The sequence below is a fragment of the Stenotrophomonas sp. YAU14A_MKIMI4_1 genome (assembly GCF_003086855.1).
In the GTDB taxonomy this organism is placed as follows: Bacteria; Pseudomonadota; Gammaproteobacteria; order Xanthomonadales; family Xanthomonadaceae; genus Stenotrophomonas.
Genome location: NZ_CP025998.1, coordinates 2171391 through 2187640, shown reverse-complemented (window position 1 = coordinate 2187640; position 16250 = coordinate 2171391). Strand labels below are relative to the sequence as shown.

Here is a 16250-nt window from a genome sequence, read left to right as displayed (position 1 = left end):
GGTACCGTGCTCAGGCCGCCTGCGCCGCTTTGGCGTTGCCGCCACCTTTGGCGAGCAGGGTCAGCTTTTCGTCGGTGGCCTTTTCCTCTTCCAGCGTTTCCAGCAGCAGCGGCAGGGCCTGCTTGTATCCCAGCTGCTTGGCCAAGGCCGCGATCGTGCCGTAGGAAGCAATTTCGTAATGCTCGACCTTCTGCGCGCCACCAATCAGTGCAGCATCCCGCACCGGCCCCTTGTCGATGGCATCGATCAACTCCTTGCCTTCTTCCACCAGACCTTCCATGGCCGCGCACTTGATGCGCTTCAGGCGGATACCCAGCACGTCCACCACCTGATCGATGCGCTCGATCTGGCCTTGGGTTTCCTCCAGATGCGTTTCGAAGGCCGCGGCCAGGTCGGGGTTCTCGGCCGCACGCGCCAAGCGAGGCAGTGCCTTGGTCAGCTGCTTCTCGGCGCTGTAGATATCAGAGAGTTCGTGGATGAACAGGTCTTCTGCGGTCTTGATCGCCATGGGGACGCTCCAGTGTTGAAGGGAGTGCCCAGCCTAGAAGGGCGGCAGACAAACCGGTTCAAAGACAAGGTGAAGGCCCCATTCCGGCCACGCCGCTTCGTCATCGCATGGCGTTAGCAACTACAACGGATCGTCTCACCCCGGCTCCGGGTGCGACCGCGCCTGAAGATCTGTCCTATCCATACTGATCCTGCCTCAGCCACGCCACCAGCGCCGCAAACGCAGGCGAGGGCTGCCGACGGTTAGGGTAGTAGAGGTGGTAACCGGGGAAAGGAACGCACCACTTGTCCAGCACCGCCACCAGCCTTCCCTGCGCGATGTGCTCGGCCACCATCGGCTCTGGCGCGTACGCCAAGCCCAGCCCGTCCAGTGCGGCATTGATGACGTGGATCATGCTGTTGAAGACCAGGGGTCCGTCGCCGCGCACGGTGAACTCCTTGCCTTTCTCCTCGAACTCCCAGGCATAGATGGCACCGTTGGGTCGGTGCCGGATGTGCACACAGCGGTGCCGGGTGATGTCGGCAGGCTTGCGCGGCTTGGGATGCTTGCTGAAGTAGTCGGGTGACCCGACCACCACCAGGCGCCAATCCGGCCCGACCCTGACCGCGATCATGTCCTTGCTCAGTGCCTCACCCAGCCGGATGCCGGCATCGAAGCGCTGCTCCACCACATTGGTGAAGCCGTAATCGACGTAGAACTCCAGCGTGATGTCCGGGTACTCGGCAAGGAACCCGGCAAGCCGCGGTCGGATGACGGTCTCCATGGAATCATCCGTACAGGAGATCCGCAGCGTTCCGGCCGGGCGATCGCGCAGATCGGCCAAGGCTTCCACGCTTGCACCGATGGCCTCGAAGTGCGGCGCAATGGAGCGCATCAGGCGCTCGCCGGCTTCGGTGGGGGACACGTTTCGCGTGGTCCGCGCCAGCAAGCGGATGCCCAGGCGCTCTTCCAGCAGCCGCATGGAATGGCTCAGCGCCGAGGGCGTGACCCCAAGGCGAACGGCCGCCTTGGTGAAGCTCTGCTCCTGCGCCACCACCAGGAACGCCTGCAGATCGTTGGTCTTCACGGTGCTCATGGGCCAATTGTGAGCTCACCTCAGCAATGCATCAACTTTCAGCCGGCTTATCGGCGTACCGGGTGCGGCCTATCGTGGCGACCTGAGATCCCGACCGAGGCCACACGCCCATGAAACGCACCACGCTGCTGCTGGCGCTGCTCGCCAGCCTCTCCCTTCCGGCTTCGGCCATGGCCGCTGATGCACCGACGGCCTCCCGTCCGCAGGGGGCCGACAACTTTTACCGCAGCCCCACGGTCAGGGGGGAGCGGGTCACCTTCCAGAACCAATACCAGATGGAAGTGGTGGGAACGCTCTACCGGCCGCAGGGCCTGCCGGAAGGCAGCCGCGCCCCCGCCGTGGTGGTGGGCCACCCGATGGGCGCGGTGAAAGAACAGAGCTCGCAGCTCTACGCGCAGAAGCTGGCCGAGCAGGGCTTCGTGACGCTGGCAATCGATCTTTCCTTCTGGGGCGAAAGTGCCGGCACGCCGCGGCACCTGGTGGCACCGGAAATCTACTCGGACGACATCAGTGCGGCCGTGGACTTCCTGAGCACACAGGCCTTCGTGGACCCGGATCGGATCGGCGGGTTGGGTATCTGCGGCAGCGGCAGTTTCGTGATCAGTGCCGCCAAGATCGACCCGCGCATCAAGGCCATTGCCACGGTCAGCATGTACGACATGGGGGCCGCCGCACGGCAGGGGCTGAACAACGGGCAATCGCTGGAACAGCGCAAGGCAGTCATCCAGTCCGCAACCGACCAGCGCCTGGTTGAATTCAAGGGCGGGGCCGCAGTGTACGTGCCTGGCACAGTGAACAAACTCGATGCAGACACGCCTGCCATCCAGCGCGAGTTCTTCGACTTCTACCGCACCCCGCGCGGCGCCTACACGCCCAAGGGCGACACGGCAGAGCTAACCACCCAGCCGCTTTTCAGCAGCTTGGTCAAGTTCATGAACTTCTATCCGTTCAACGATATCGAGACCATCTCGCCCCGGCCGATGCTGTTCATCTCGGGCGACACCGCGCATTCCCGTGAATTCAGCGAGGATGCGTACCGCAAGGCTGGTCAGCCGAAGGAGCTGTACTGGGTGAAGGGGGCCGGTCATGTGGACCTGTACGACCGGACGAACCTGATTCCCTTCGAGAAACTGACGACGTTCTTCCAGCGTGGTCTTGCCGCGCAATGAGCCAGGCCGACAGCACGGCCGGTCGCGCCCACTGGGGCGGGGTCTTCGCGATGACGCTGTGTGTCTTCGCGTTGATCGCCTCTGAATTCATGCCGGTGAGCCTGCTTACCCCGTTGGCGGCAGACCTGGGCGTCAGCGAGGGCCTTGCCGGTTACGGGATTGCCATCTCGGGCGCGTTTGCGGTGCTCACCAGCCTGTCGATTTCGCGGTTGGCGGTCACCATCAACCGGCGAACGCTGCTGCTGTTCCTCACCGCATTGATGGCGGTGTCGGGCGTGGTGGTGGCGTTGGCCCCGAACTATCCGGTCTACATGGCCGGCCGTGCGCTGATTGGCGTGGTGATCGGCGGTTTCTGGTCCTTGTCTGCCGCAACGGCCATGCGCTTGGTGCCCGCGGCAAAGGTTCCGCGCGCTCTGGCGATGTTCAACAGTGGCAATGCGCTTGCAACCGTGGTTGCGGCGCCATTGGGCAGTTACCTGGGCAGTGTGATCGGGTGGCGCGGTGCATTCCTGTGCCTGGTGCCGGTCGCTGCGGTGGCCTTTGCGTGGCAATGGGTAGGCCTGCCATCCATGGCCGCAGAACGGCGGCGCGCACAAAGCGGGGTGTTTGCACTGCTGCGCAGGCGCGTGGTGGCCCTGGGCATGATGGCCTGCGGTGCCTTTTTCATGGGGCAGTTTGCCTTGTTTACCTACGTGCGGCCCTTCCTGGAACGCGTGACACATGCAGCAGACAGCGCTGTTCCGCTGGTGCTCTTGGCGATCGGTGCAAGTGGATTGCTCGGCACGTTTGCCATTGGAGCATTCATCAAGCGAGGTCTGTACCGCACGCTGGTGAGCATTCCGGCCGTGATGGCGCTGATTGCGTTGGCGTTGGTTCTGCTGGGGCCCCGGCTATGGCCGACGGCTGCACTGCTCTCGGCATGGGGGCTGCTGGCCACGGCCGCGCCGGTGGGCTGGTGGAGCTGGCTGGCCCGCACCTTCACCGACAACGCGGAGGCCGGCGGCGGCCTGATGGTCGCGGTCGTGCAGTGTTCCATCGCGCTGGGTGCCACCCTGGGTGGATTGCTGTTCGATGGCTTCGGCTTTGCCAGCACGTTCGTGGCCAGTGCCGGTTTGTTGTTGTTTGCCGCGCTGTTGGCCTATGTCACCGCCTGCAGTGCCTCATCCACGGCCGAACCGGCTGTCGCCATGGAGGCGCAGGGCTCATGAGGCGATTCATATGGACTACGGCGAAGCTGCTTTGCCTCCTGCCTATATTGGGATCGGTCGCGGCATGCGCTGCCGAGCCGAGTAATCACGCCACCGCCAGGGAAGTTGGGTCCAACCCGGAGTCTCGCTCAATGAAAATCAGAATCATGATCAGCGATCAGGTGCTCACCGCCACCCTGGAAGACAGCATCCCCGCACGCGAGTTCATCGCCCAGCTACCGCTGACGCTGCAGCTTGAGGACTACGCGGCGACCGAAAGGATTGCACAGCTTCCGCGCCGTCTCAGCGTGACCGGCGAGCCGGAGGGCATCACGCCAATGGCAGGCGATATCGCCTTCTACGCGCCATGGGGAAACCTGGCGATCTTTCACAAGCCCTTCGGCTACTCGAAGGGTCTTATACGGCTGGGCCGCATTGAAGGGGGGTTGCAGGCCCTTCGAGCGGCGGGGCCCGTCACGGCCCACATTGAGGCTTTCTAGCAGTTGGCTGCACCCCGAATCCACCACAACGAGGTGAAACCCATGGACATCAAGCGCGCCGGTACCCAAGCATCTGTCAAAGGCCCAGCGGACTGGTTCACCGGCACCGTCCGCATCGACCCACTCAATGCCGCCCCTGCGCCGTCGCGGGTCTCCTGCGCCGCCGTTACTTTCGAGCCGGGCGCGCGCACTGCATGGCACACCCACCCGCTGGGCCAGACCCTTATCGTCACGGCCGGTTTCGGATGGACACAGTGCGAAGACGGGCCCATCGTCGAAATCCGTGCCGGTGATGTGATCTGGTGCCCGCCGGGCCACAAGCACTGGCACGGTGCATCACCGACGACCGCGATGACGCACATCGCGGTGCAGGAGGCGTTGGATGGCAAGAACGTTGACTGGCTGGAGCACGTGACCGACGCACAGTACCTGGCCGGCCCGCCTGCTGGCGAAGCAGCGGCTCACAGCGCAGCAGGGGGCTGAGATGCGGGCGCGACCCTTGCTTCAGAACACTCTGGCCCTCTCGCTATGGGCCTTGCTCGGCCTTCCATACGCGGCCGGAGCCGCAGCGCCCGAACAGCAGATCACGGCCGCCGGGGATCAACCTTCCACGCAGGGCCCGTCGGAGTACTTCACCGGCAACGTTCGCATCGACCCGGTCTGGCCTGCCGACGCCGGCATCACCGCCTCGGGCGGGCTGGTGACGTTCGAGCCGGGTGCACGTTCGGCGTGGCACACCCATCCCGCCGGCCAGCGCCTGCTTATCACCTCGGGCGTTGGGCGCGTGCAGGAGTGGGGTAAGCCCGTCCAGATCGTTCGGCCCGGTGATGTGGTGTGGTGCCCGCCAGGGGTGAAGCACTGGCATGGCGCTGCCCCCGGTACCGCCATGACCCACCTTGCGGTAACCGGCGTGCGCGATGGCCAGAACGTAACCTGGATGGAGAAGGTGACCGATGCCCAATACGAAGCCAATTGACCGCACATCGCGGGTCCGCCATCTCGCCACTCTGCTGGGGGCGGCGATGCTTGCTGCCGCCCACGGCCAGATGGCGTTCGCACACGAAGGAGCAGCCATGAACAGCAACGCGAACCCCGCTTCCACAACCGAACTGGACGCGCGCCAGCAAGCCATCATTCCGATCGGCGCCTTTGCGGCGGCGGGCAACATCGATGGCCTTCGGCAGGCGTTGAACCAGGGCCTGGACGCCGGCCTCAGCGTGGCTGAAACGCGCGAGATCCTGCTGCAGGTCTACGCGTATGCCGGGTTTCCGCGCAGCTTGAACGCGTTGGGCGAGCTGATGAAGGTGGCCGATGCCCGCAAGCAGCAGGGTATCCAGGATGACCCCGGCCGCGAGCCGCGCAAGCCCATTCCCACGGGCGACGCCTTGCTCGCTGCAGGCACGGCAAACCAGACCACGTTGGCCGGTGGACCGGTCTCGGGGCCGCTGTTCGACTTTGCGCCGCAGGCAAATCAGTACCTGCGTACCCACCTGTTCGGCGACATCTTCGAGCGTGACAATCTGGACTGGCAGAGCCGCGAGTTGGCTACCGTCAGCATGCTCGCTGCCATGTCCGGGGTGGAACCCCAGTTGAAGTCCCACATTGGCATCAGCTTGAACACGGGCCTGCGGCGTGAGCAGCTGTCCAGGCTGGCCGACGTCCTCGAAGCCTGCGTCAGCCGGGAAGCGGCCGAACGTGTTCGCGCCGCCGCCAACCCGTAGCGTCGAGCTTGCTCGACTGCACGACCTACCGAAGCGCAGCCTCAAACAGCCCCCGAGCCTGTCGAATCACCGCCTGATGCGTTTCCACCTTGTCGGCCTTCACCTCGCACAACGTTCCTACGACCTTACGCCCCAGCTCCGTGCACTCCGCCAGGAAGTCGTAGTGCCCCACCAAGGGCAACACCTCAACTCGCGCGTCGCCATTCGCCTCGGCAATCATCGTGCTGTTGGTAGCCGCAGAGGCAATCGCATCAGCCTCACCCACCACCACCGATATCGGCGCCTGCAGCCTCCCAAGCTCGCCCGGCTCGAACGCCTGCACGATCGCCGGCGCCATCAGAAACACCGCGCGAACGCTTGGAATAGCCCGATCCTCTGCAGACTTGCCCACCCACGGCGCCAGTTCCGGCGTAGCGGCCGCCGCCATCCGCCGCTCAAAGGTCAATTCTGGGTTCTCCGCTTGCGGCAGGCAGACCCCATCCTTCGGCGATGCCTTGCAGAACGCGGCCAGCCTGGACATGTCTGGCCGTGCGCCGGCCGCCACCAGCGCGGTGAACCCGCCGGCCGAATAGCCCACCAGCCCCAGCCGGCCTGCATCCAGATGCGGCGCCAGTTCGGGGTCGGCCTGCACCGCCGCCCACGCCGCGGCAAGGTCATCGGCCCGGTTCCACATCAGGATGCTGCCGGCCTCGGTCATGGCGTCCACGCCGTTGTTGCCGGGGTGGTCAACCGCAACCACCACGTAGCCCGAGCGTGCCAAGGCCGTGCCGAACCAGCCCATCATGCGGGCACTGCCGCCATTGCCGTGCGACAGCAGCAGCACCGGCCAGCGGCCCGGCGCAGCGGGGGCAGCAACCGCAGAAGCGCCTGCCACGAACAGGGGCTCACCCGGCGGCCCGATGGCCAGCGGCTGCTCTTCCACAGCGGGTTGCGCCGGATACCACACCGTATACCGCACGGCGTCGCTGTGCCCGGCATCGCGCACCGTGGCGCTGGGGGTGTGCGCCACGCCATGGGTTTCGCCCACCGCGGGTGAGGGCGTCGCCGCCCAGGCCAGCGGGGCGAACAGGCAGGACAGCAGGAGGCAGGCGTAGGGCAGGGCTCGCACGGAAGAAGCTCCTTGGTTCATGTCGGATCGAACAGCGGCAGCCAGATTTCCACGCCGCCGTTGCCGGTACGGTCGTCGAAGCGGGCGTCGTAGCGTTCGAAATCAGGGGCGTCGGCCAAGCTCAGGCCGGAGCGGGGAAGGTAGTCGTTCAACAGCCAGTACCAGGTGGAGCGGATGGTCGAGATGTGGCCCGCATGCCACGCCACCAGGTAGTCCCGGCCCGGAATGGAAACGGCCTGCCATGGCGAAGGCACCGCGGCGGTCGCGCCGATCTCCATGCCGGCGATGTAATCGAAGGCACCCTCGCCATCACGGTTGCAGCAGACCCCGAAGGCGATGTCCTTGCCCAGTTCGCGGGTCAGCGCCAACTGCTGCCATTGCGAGGGAATGGACGCCACAGTCGCGGCGGTATGGCGGGCGCAGATGCCGGCCACCCGCAACGGGCCCTGCCGGCGGCGTACCGGCTCCGCCGCACAGGGCAGGGGTGGGGCGTCGAGCTTGAGGGCATCCACCAGCGCCAGGCCGTGCAGACCCTTGCGGCGGACCTGTTCCGGCGGCAGCTTGAACTGTTCGGTGAAGGCGTGGGTAAAGGCCGCATGCGAGGCATAGCCAGCGGCCAGGGCGACATCCAGAATGGGCGCATCGTCCGCAGCCAGGGTGCGCGCCGCTTCGGTCAGTCGGCGCGCGCGCAGGTAGCGCGCCATCGACGTGCCGGTGCTGACCTGGAACAGTCGAGACAGGTGGAACGGCGAGAGGTCGACCGCCTCGGCGATCTGGGCCAGCGAGGGGTTCTCGGCAAAGTGGCTTTCGATGTACCACAAGGCCTTGCGTGCCGCTCCCATGGTGCCTGTTCCGTGTCGGTGACTGGGTGGAAGCCTAGCGCAGGGCGGGGCAGGGCGTTTGCGGAATCTTGCTGTGGTTGCGGATGCTCACGCCAACCGCTTGCTCATGAATACCCGCTCGTGCCCCGAATGCCACGTTCGCGCAACAGTAGAGTCGAGCTTGCTCGACTGAACCCCCGATAGCCTGTCATCTGGCCTGCTCAAGCGGCCACACCCGCATAGCTAGTTTGGCTGGAATCCCCAAGCTCTTACTCGACTGAAGGGCATGCCAGTCAGGGTAATGCACTCGCCGGGCAGCGGCGTTGCAGAGTGTGAAGATTTGACTACCCCATAACCAATGTTGCCGGAGAACATTGCAGCCCCACTGTCACCGCCCCCGCAGGCAAGCTCGCTGCCTTCCACCTTGAACCAGACCTCGTCGCAAGGAAGGGATTCGGTCGGGCCACAGATATTGCCGGGTGTATGCGTGACCGATGTAACCAGGCCGCAACTGTATCCACTGCGCGCACCACGGAAGCAGATTGTCCCGCGGACCGCCGGGGCATCGTAGACGGCCCTGATGAAGCGAGTAGATACTGTTGAAGATGCGTAGGCCTCAAGAAGCGGAGTGTGCGGGGAAGGCACTTGATGCCACTGAACATCGGCCTGCGCATCGTTCTTCTGCTCCTTGAATACTAGAGGGAAGGTCACGAGGGTGCCGTCCTCCCTGCTTCCGTAGTTCCCGTAGATCAGATCGTCCGGACAGTGCCCCGCCGTTATGATTCCCTTGGCGCCAGTACTTGTCTGCTTCACCGTGAAGCCAGTGGTGCAGTAGGAGTTGTTGGCTTGTAACACAGCTCCGCCGATCGCATATATCGCGTTCGTTTCTGGAACCTCGAGGGTTTTGAAGCGAAGCTTCACTCCAAAGGCACGCTGGAGCTTTAACAGAATTCCCTGATACTTTTGCGCATCCTCCGCACCCCCGCGAATGCGAACGTCAGCGGCGTTGTCGCCAGCATAGCCGGTCAGCCCGATGAAGCCCGGGATGGATTTCTGTGCCTGCAGTCGAATGCCCTTCAATTGCTTGGAGAATTCCTCTTCGGTGAAGGCATGTCCGGTGGAGAATTCTACGCGCGCACTACCTGCGCTGGTCGCCCATTGCCGCTGCGGCACTGGGCTGCTTCCTTTCAGCTTTACCGATACATGGAAGTCTGGCGATTGCTCAATGCTGATCTCCGTCAAACGCCCAGCGAACTCTCGCCGGATATCCTGGATTTCAGGCGCCACCGCGACCTCGATCTGAATTCTCCTGATTGCTTCGTCAACGGACAGAGATTCGACGCTGGAGAGCAAAGAGGCCACCGCAACCGCAGTCTCCTCGTCGAGATCTTTCATCCGGTCGACTTCATGCGCTGCTTGCTGAGCGATTGATGTGCTGGGCACTCCGCCCGCGACAATGAGCCCGAGCATTCCCATGCAGATGGCACTTCCCCTCATCTGACTTCCTCCAATGAAGACTGTGTATCGATGTGGAATGAGTTCTTGACGGCGAACGATGAACTCATCGCACGCGGCACCAGTACACCGGTTATCGATGCGTGGCAAGACCGGAAGGGCAAACTCAACGCACGCACGCAATGGTTCTGACATCATCGCATCCGCCCCGCCACTGAAGAGTCCTTGAGTTGCGACGGATTCCAGGCTTATCCGCGGGCGGGAATCGGGGCAGCGAGACGACGAGACACAAGCGTCGCAGCAACGCCGGATACGACACGGATCTCGTCCACATCTCCAGGCGTCAACACCCCATCACCAGAACCGATCCCGCTCCACCAAGGCCTACAACAGCGAACGTACGGCGCCGTACCAATCAATCAGCCGGCCACCAGATGGCAACGCACACCGCTTATCCTGCGGCGCCGGAGACCCAGCACGCCACCCAGCAGGACGCCTTGCGCCTCGCGCGCCACCATTCTCAGCTCGAATGCCTTCCTGGCCAGGCATAACGTCTCCTTGGGCGTACACGCCTGCTGGCACGTTGCCGGTACAGGGGGGATATGCCTACCTGGTCGTCTGTTTTGTGTCGGTGACTGGGTTTGAGCGAGCGCTGGTAGGGGAGGGCGCTTGCAGAATCTTGCTGTGGGTGCGGGATCTGCCCCAACGGCGCTTTGTCACCGGTCCACACGCGGCACGCATGCAGAGTCAACACGCAGTCCACATTGCCTTCCATAAGGTACTTCGGACCTCCGAAAGTGCCGCCTGATGAATCTACAGGCTCTGGCCCAAGCCCAGTACCGCATGCCTCCGGACAGCTGCCGGTTCGAGCTTCTCGCTGTGGACACGCTTCAGGATCCGGCCAGTAGACGCCTGGTGAACCTGTACTCGCTGGTGGCGCGCTGTTTGTCCGGTGAGACGGTATTCAAGGCCGAAGAAGACCGGGGGTTGCTCAGCCATGCCACGGTGAGTGTGGTGCGTTGCCCAACCGGCTGTGGTCAACAAGCGTTCAAACCTGCGCTGCTGCGTGCATGGTCATCTCCGGCTTCCGACGCTGCGTGAGCGCCTCCTTGGCGCACCCAAATCCGCACAGCGGCCTTGGAAGGTGCGCGCGCAGGCGCGGCAGGGGGCTGTCCCGCCGCGCCGCGCAAAGGGTTACTTAGGCATCAGCACGGTATCCACCACGTGCACCACGCCGTTGGACTGCTTTACGTCTGCCGTAGTTACCGATGCCTTGCCGCCCTTGGCGTCGAGAACCCACACCTTGCCGTCCTGCAGCTTCACGGTCAGCGGCTCACCCTGCACCGTCTTCAGCGTGCTGCTGCCACCATTGCCGCGCGCGGCCGCGGTCAGCTGCGCGGCCGTATAGGTGCCCGATACCACGTGATAGGTCAGCACCTTGGTCAGCTTGGCCTTGTTTTCCGGCTTCAGCAGCGTATCGACCGTTCCGGCAGGAAGCTTTTCAAACGCCTGGTTGGTGGGCGCGAATACGGTGAACGGCCCCTTGCCGCTGAGGGTTTCCACCAGGCCGGCGGCCTTTACCGCAGCTACCAGCGTGCTGAGGTCCTTGGCGGTGGACGCGTTTTCCACGATCGTCTTGTTCGCATACATCGGCACGCCGCCCACCATCGGGTTATCGGCGGCAAACGCAGTGGGTACCGCACAGGCAACTGCAATGCCGGCGGCAATGGCAAGACGCTGAATCTGGGTACGCATGTGTGTGTCCTCGCTTGCAGAGGCCATCAGGCCCCTGGATGGGTGCAGGCAATCCTGCGGATCACGCTCCAGTGCAAGCAGCTCTGGCGCGTTGTCCACATACCTACGTGCCAGCAGCCGAGGTTGGATGCGCCCAATATCAGAGATCTTCTGAATGGTTCAACCACATTGGGATGGTGTGACGAATGAGCGCCAGCCACTCCACGTAGAGTCGAGCTTGCTCGACTGTCGTACGCAGCACCGCTATCGAATCCCGGTCTGCTCTGCATACTCTCGGGAGATCACGTCCAGTCCCCCAATAGCAAACTGGTAGAGATGCTCTGCCGTCGCGTCAGGCGACATCTTGAAGACCTCCTGCAGCGGCCCCGGGAAACTGCGCCCACCCACCACGAGCATCAGGCAGGGCGCGATCACGCTCAGCAGGCATCGGGTCAGTGCGGGGTCTTCGACCGGGATCCGGGTAATCTCGGCAAGCATCTGCTTCAGCAGCGCCATCTTCGGCATGGCCTCGTCCTGGAAAAGCACCTGCAGGTGTGATGTCGGCGCAAGCAGTTCCCGGGCCAGCACGCGCAGCTGCCACGCCTGGGGTTCCTGCATGGCGCGCGCCACCAGCTGTTCGATCAGTACACGCAGTTTCGAAGCTGACGGCAGGTCACTGCCAACCAGCTGCTGCAAAGCAGACCTGTCCAACAGCTGGGCATGACACTCGGCCAGCACCGCCTGGTACAGGCCGCTGCGGTTGCCGAAGTGGTAATTGATGGATGCCAGATCCACCTCGGCCTGGGCGGCGATCGCCTTGCTGGAGGTTTCGGCATAGCCGGTGACGGCAAACAGCTCACCTGCGGCCACAAGTATCCGGGCCCGGGTGGCCTCGCCATCCGAACGAAGTCCGCGTGCAGGCTTTTTCATTCCTCGGCTATCCACAGCATCAGGTACGGCTTGCATTTTCGCTCAGACTAAAATTAAATTCAATTTAGCGTTGCACTGGCGTAGCTCCTGATCCTGTCTCCATTCCAACTTTGTGGATCCCCTGACATGAAGAAGCCCCTCATCGGCCTTGGTCTGCTCATCGTGCTGGCGCTCGGCACGTGGGCATGGATCCACCACCGCGACACGAAGGGGGACGGGGCGCTGGTGCTGTACGGCAACGTGGACATCCGCCAGGTCTCACTGGCCTTTGATGGCAGCGGTCGCGTGGCCGAAGTGAAGGTCGACGAAGGCGACGCGGTGAAGGCCGAGCAACTTCTGGCCACGCTCGACACACAGACGCTGGCGCTGCAGGCCGAACAGGCGCAGGCACAGATCGCCGTGCAGCAACAGAACCTGCTGCGCCTGAAGAACGGCACGCGCCCAGAAGAACGGGCGCAGGCACGCAGCAGCGTCACGGCTGCGCAGGCCGAAGCGGCACGCGCGCAGAAGGATCTGGCCCGCCTGCAGGGCATCGCCGCCACTACGGATAATCGTGGCGTCAGCGCGCAGGAACTGGACCGCGCACGCGCCGCCGTACAGGTGGCCAACGCGCAGGCGGCCCAGCAGCAGGACGCCCTGCGCCTGAGCGAAATCGGCCCCCGTCGCGAAGACATCGCCGCCGCCGAAGCACAGGTCAAAGCCTCGCAGGCGCAGCTGGCCCTGCTCCAGCACCAGGTTGCGCAAGGCCAGCTGCTCGCGCCCTCTGACGCCGTGGTGCGCTCGCGCCTGCTGGAGCCGGGTGACATGGCGACCCCGCAGAAGCCGGTATTCGCGCTGGCGATCACCCGCCCGAAGTGGGTGCGCGTGTATGTAAGCGAACCGGACCTGGGCAAGGTCAAGCCCGGCCAGTCCGCGCGCGTCGCCACGGACAGCGCACCCCGCACGGCCATCACCGGCAAGGTCGGCTACATCTCCGCCGTGGCCGAGTTCACGCCCAAATCGGTACAGACCGAGGAGCTGCGCACCAGCCTGGTCTATGAGGTGCGGGTGATCGTGGAAGACAAGGACAACGCACTGCGACTGGGCCAGCCGGCCACCGTCACGCTGGGTGGCGACGTGCAATGAAGCCGGCCGAGCCCGATGGCGCAAGCGTCATCGCCGGCCACCTGCGCAAGACGTTCGAGGCGCCGGCCGGTGGGCCGCTGCACGCGGTCGATGGCGTGTCGCTGCAGGTGCGCCGCGGCCAACTGACCGCACTGGTCGGCCCCGACGGTGCCGGCAAGACCACGCTGCTGCGCATGATGGCCGGCCTGCTGAAACCCGATGCCGGCACGCTGCAGGTGCTCGGCATCGATGTGGCGCGGGACCCGCAGGCGGTGCAGGACCGCATCAGCTACATGCCACAGCGGTTCGGCCTGTATGAAGACCTGAGCGTGCAGGAAAACCTGGACCTCTACGCCGATCTGCACGGTGTGCCGCAGCAACAGCGCCGCGAGCGCTTCGCCCGGCTGCTGGAGATGACCGACCTGGCGCGCTTCACCGACCGCCCCGCTGGAAAGCTCTCCGGCGGCATGAAGCAGAAGCTCGGCCTGGCCTGCACGCTGGTGCGCTCGCCCGACCTTCTGCTGCTGGACGAACCCAGTGTCGGCGTCGATCCGCTGTCCAGGCGCGAACTGTGGAAGATCGTGCAGCAGCTGGTCGACGATGAGCAGCTCAGCGTGATCGTCAGTACCGCCTACATGGACGAAGCCGAGCGCTGCGCGCAGGTGTTCGTGATGAACCAGGGCAAGGTGTTGGCCGACGGTACGCCGCAGGCCTTGTCCGCACGCGCACACGGGTTGACCTTCGTCGTGCCACCACCGGCGCAGACCCCGGCGCGCGACCTGCAGGCGCGGTTGATCGATGCGCAGGCGCTGATCGTCGACGCCGTACCCAGTGGCGGCGCAGTACGCTTCATCCGCCAACCCGATGCGGAAGAGGGCAGGGTGGCCGCGTTGCTGGATGGCGCGACCGCGCAACCCCGCCGCGAAGAGCTGGAAGACGCCTTCATGATGCTGCTGCGCCAGCACCAGGGCGACGAGCAAGCGGGCGCACCGGCGGACGCGGCGCCGCACGAAGCGAGTGCCGATGCACCTGGCGATGACGGCAAGCCGGTGATCGTGGTGCGCGACCTGGTGCGCCGCTTCGGCGATTTCACCGCGGTGGCCAGCACCACCTTCGAGGTCGCCCGCGGTGAGATCTTCGGTCTGCTTGGCCCCAATGGCGCTGGCAAGACCACCACGTTCCGCATGCTGTGTGGGCTGCTGCCGGCCACCAGCGGCCATCTGGAGGTGGCCGGCCTGAACCTGCGCAATGCCCGCGCCAAGGCACGTGCGCGCATCGGCTATGTGTCACAGAAGTTCGCGCTGTACGGCAACCTGAGCGTGCGGGAAAACCTGGAGTTCTTTGCCGGCGCCTACGGCTTGCGTGGCAATGCCCGGGACGCGCGGGTGAACGCGATCATCGCTCAGTTCGCACTGGAACCGAAGGCGCTCAGTGGCCAGCTGCCCGGCGGCTACAAGCAACGCCTGGCCATGGCCGCCAGCCTGCTGCACCAGCCCGACATCCTGTTCCTGGACGAGCCGACCAGCGGCATCGACCCGCTGGCGCGCCGCGCCTTCTGGCGCACGATCACCGCACTGGCGCAGGCCGGCACGACCATCATCATCACCACCCATTTCATGGAAGAGGCCGAATACTGCGACCGCATCGCGATCCAGGATGCCGGCAGGATGCTGGCGCTGGGCACGCCCAAGCAGGTGCGCGAGCAGGCGGGCGAGGCCGGTGGTGACATGAACAGCGCTTTCATCGCCATCGTCGAACAGGGCCGCGCCAAGGCGGCCGAAGGAGTGGCTGCATGAGTACGCAGGACACCCAGGGTGGATTCCGGCGCCGCTTCGGCGCGCTGCTGCGCAAGGAGGTGCGGCAGATGCTGCGTGACAGGAGCAACCTTGCGGTCGGCCTGCTGCTGCCGGTCGCGCTGATCCTGCTGTTCGGCTACGGCCTGTCGTTCGATGTGAAGAATGCCCCGGTTGCGGTGGTGCTGCAGGACCGCTCGCCCACGGCGCGTGCACTGGTCGATGGCCTGCAGGGGTCGCCCTATATCGCACCGGTCTTGGCCGCCGACATGGCCGAGGCCGAACGCCTGATGATGGCCGGCAAGGTCGATGGCATCGTGCGCGTGCCAATCGACTTCTCGCGCCGCTTCAGCGCCGGTGACGGCCGCATCCAGTTGCTGCTCAACGGCGTGGATACCAGCTCGGCGCAGACAATCGAAGGCTATGTAAACGGCGCGATAGGTCACTGGGCGCAGCAGCAGGCCGATCGCGCTGGCGGCAAGGCCAGCGGCGTGGGCACGGTCGAGATCGTGCAGCGGATGTGGTTCAACGAGGCCGGCGAAAGCCGCTGGTTTCTGATCCCCGGCCTGATCGTGCTGGTGCTGACCCTCATCGGCGGCTTCCTGACCTCGCTGTTGATCGCGCGCGAATGGGAGCGCGGCACATTGGAGTCGCTGTTCGTCACCCCGGTGCGGCCGATGGAGATCGTGCTGTCGAAGATCGCGCCGTACCTGGTCATCGGGGTCATCGACCTGGTCATGTGCCTGCTGGCGGCACATTTCCTGTTCCATGTGCCCATGCGCGGCTCGTTGGTCATCATCATCATTGCCGGCCTGCTGTACCTGATGGTGTCGCTGCTGCTGGGCCTGTGGATTTCCGGCGTGACCCGCAACCAGTTCCAGGCCAGCCAAGTAGCGCTGCTGGCCAGCTTCATGCCGGCGATGATGCTCTCTGGTTTCGTGTTCGACCTGCGCAACGTGCCCGTGGTGATCCAGGTCATCAGCCAGTTGCTGCCGGCCACGCACTTCATGGCGCTCATCAAGACCCTGTTCATGGCCGGCAATCACTGGCCGACCATCTTCCTCAACTGCGGCATCCTGGCGCTGTATGCGCTGGTCTTGATGCTGGCCACGCGGCACACGCTGCGCAAGATCCTCAGGTGACCG

The 16250-nt window shown here is 64.6% G+C and carries 17 protein-coding genes; 10 read left to right on the top strand and 7 right to left on the bottom strand.

Annotated features, from left to right (window positions below; all coding sequences use genetic code 11):
- Window positions 1-10: 10 nt before the first annotated feature.
- Both C1931_RS10035 and C1931_RS10030 read right to left on the bottom strand, forming a co-directional pair.
- Window positions 11-508, bottom strand: a complete 498-nt coding sequence (locus tag C1931_RS10035) for a DUF892 family protein (protein WP_108756203.1) — start codon at window positions 506-508, stop codon at window positions 11-13.
- Window positions 509-683: 175 nt separating this feature from the next.
- Complete coding sequence (locus tag C1931_RS10030; RefSeq protein ID WP_108756202.1) at window positions 684-1583, bottom strand: LysR family transcriptional regulator; 900 nt, start codon at window positions 1581-1583, stop codon at window positions 684-686.
- Window positions 1584-1693: 110 nt separating this feature from the next.
- Between C1931_RS10030 and C1931_RS10025 the strand changes: the two genes are divergently transcribed.
- The 6 genes from C1931_RS10025 (at window position 1694) to C1931_RS10000 (ending at window position 6160) form a co-directional block, all read left to right on the top strand.
- Window positions 1694-2752, top strand: coding sequence for an alpha/beta hydrolase (locus tag C1931_RS10025; RefSeq protein WP_108756201.1), 1059 nt, complete (start codon window positions 1694-1696; stop codon window positions 2750-2752).
- Entirely contained in the window at window positions 2749-3960 is a 1212-nt protein-coding gene (locus C1931_RS10020) for an MFS transporter (protein ID WP_108756200.1), read from the top strand. Before C1931_RS10025 ends, C1931_RS10020 begins: the two co-directional genes overlap by 4 nt.
- A 131-nt stretch (window positions 3961-4091) precedes the next feature.
- Entirely contained in the window at window positions 4092-4439 is a 348-nt protein-coding gene (locus tag C1931_RS10015) for a cyclophilin-like fold protein (RefSeq protein ID WP_199913918.1), read from the top strand.
- 42 nt (window positions 4440-4481) lie between these two features.
- Window positions 4482-4922, top strand: coding sequence for a cupin domain-containing protein (locus tag C1931_RS10010; protein WP_108756198.1), 441 nt, complete (start codon window positions 4482-4484; stop codon window positions 4920-4922).
- A 52-nt stretch (window positions 4923-4974) separates the two neighbouring features.
- On the top strand, window positions 4975-5415 hold the full coding sequence (locus C1931_RS10005) for a cupin domain-containing protein (RefSeq protein WP_234412911.1): 441 nt from the start codon (window positions 4975-4977) through the stop codon (window positions 5413-5415).
- Between the two features lie 97 nt (window positions 5416-5512).
- Window positions 5513-6160 carry a carboxymuconolactone decarboxylase family protein gene (locus C1931_RS10000; protein ID WP_108757721.1) on the top strand — a complete coding sequence of 216 codons (648 nt, stop codon included), beginning with the start codon at window positions 5513-5515 and terminating at the stop codon, window positions 6158-6160.
- Window positions 6161-6185: 25 nt separating this feature from the next.
- On the opposite strand, the gene C1931_RS09995 is transcribed toward C1931_RS10000, so the two are convergent.
- The 3 genes from C1931_RS09995 to C1931_RS09985 all read right to left on the bottom strand — a co-directional run bounded on the left by C1931_RS09995 (window position 6186) and on the right by C1931_RS09985 (window position 9586).
- Entirely contained in the window at window positions 6186-7187 is a 1002-nt protein-coding gene (locus C1931_RS09995) for an alpha/beta fold hydrolase (protein ID WP_234412910.1), read from the bottom strand.
- A 98-nt stretch (window positions 7188-7285) separates the two neighbouring features.
- Window positions 7286-8110 carry an AraC family transcriptional regulator gene (locus C1931_RS09990; protein WP_108756195.1) on the bottom strand — a complete coding sequence of 275 codons (825 nt, stop codon included), beginning with the start codon at window positions 8108-8110 and terminating at the stop codon, window positions 7286-7288.
- A gap of 222 nt (window positions 8111-8332) precedes the next feature.
- On the bottom strand, window positions 8333-9586 hold the full coding sequence (locus tag C1931_RS09985; protein ID WP_108756194.1) for a hypothetical protein: 1254 nt from the start codon (window positions 9584-9586) through the stop codon (window positions 8333-8335).
- Between the two features lie 765 nt (window positions 9587-10351).
- On the opposite strand from C1931_RS09985, the gene C1931_RS09980 reads away from it, so the two are divergent.
- The gene (locus C1931_RS09980) at window positions 10352-10645 is read left to right on the top strand and encodes a hypothetical protein (RefSeq protein WP_108756193.1); all 294 of its coding nucleotides are present in this window, start codon (window positions 10352-10354) and stop codon (window positions 10643-10645) included.
- A gap of 93 nt (window positions 10646-10738) precedes the next feature.
- Here C1931_RS09980 and C1931_RS09975 read toward each other — a convergent pair whose 3' ends face one another.
- Together C1931_RS09975 and C1931_RS09970 are read right to left on the bottom strand one after the other, a co-directional pair.
- On the bottom strand, window positions 10739-11299 hold the full coding sequence (locus C1931_RS09975; RefSeq protein ID WP_108756192.1) for a fasciclin domain-containing protein: 561 nt from the start codon (window positions 11297-11299) through the stop codon (window positions 10739-10741).
- Window positions 11300-11542: 243 nt separating this feature from the next.
- Window positions 11543-12208 (bottom strand): CerR family C-terminal domain-containing protein, encoded by a 666-nt coding sequence (locus C1931_RS09970; RefSeq protein WP_108756191.1) that lies wholly within the window; start codon window positions 12206-12208, stop codon window positions 11543-11545.
- Between the two features lie 126 nt (window positions 12209-12334).
- Between C1931_RS09970 and C1931_RS09965 the strand changes: the two genes are divergently transcribed.
- Genes C1931_RS09965 through C1931_RS09955 form a run of 3 tightly spaced genes read left to right on the top strand, consistent with a single transcriptional unit; the run spans window position 12335 to window position 16247 of the window.
- Entirely contained in the window at window positions 12335-13333 is a 999-nt protein-coding gene (locus tag C1931_RS09965) for an HlyD family efflux transporter periplasmic adaptor subunit (protein ID WP_108756190.1), read from the top strand.
- Window positions 13330-15108 (top strand): ATP-binding cassette domain-containing protein, encoded by a 1779-nt coding sequence (locus C1931_RS09960; RefSeq protein ID WP_108756189.1) that lies wholly within the window; start codon window positions 13330-13332, stop codon window positions 15106-15108. Before C1931_RS09965 ends, C1931_RS09960 begins: the two co-directional genes overlap by 4 nt.
- Window positions 15105-16247: an ABC transporter permease gene (locus C1931_RS09955; RefSeq protein ID WP_108756188.1), complete on the top strand. Its 1143-nt coding sequence runs from the start codon at window positions 15105-15107 to the stop codon at window positions 16245-16247. The genes C1931_RS09960 and C1931_RS09955 overlap by 4 nt, the downstream gene beginning before the upstream one ends.
- The last annotated feature ends 3 nt before the right edge of the window (window positions 16248-16250 follow it).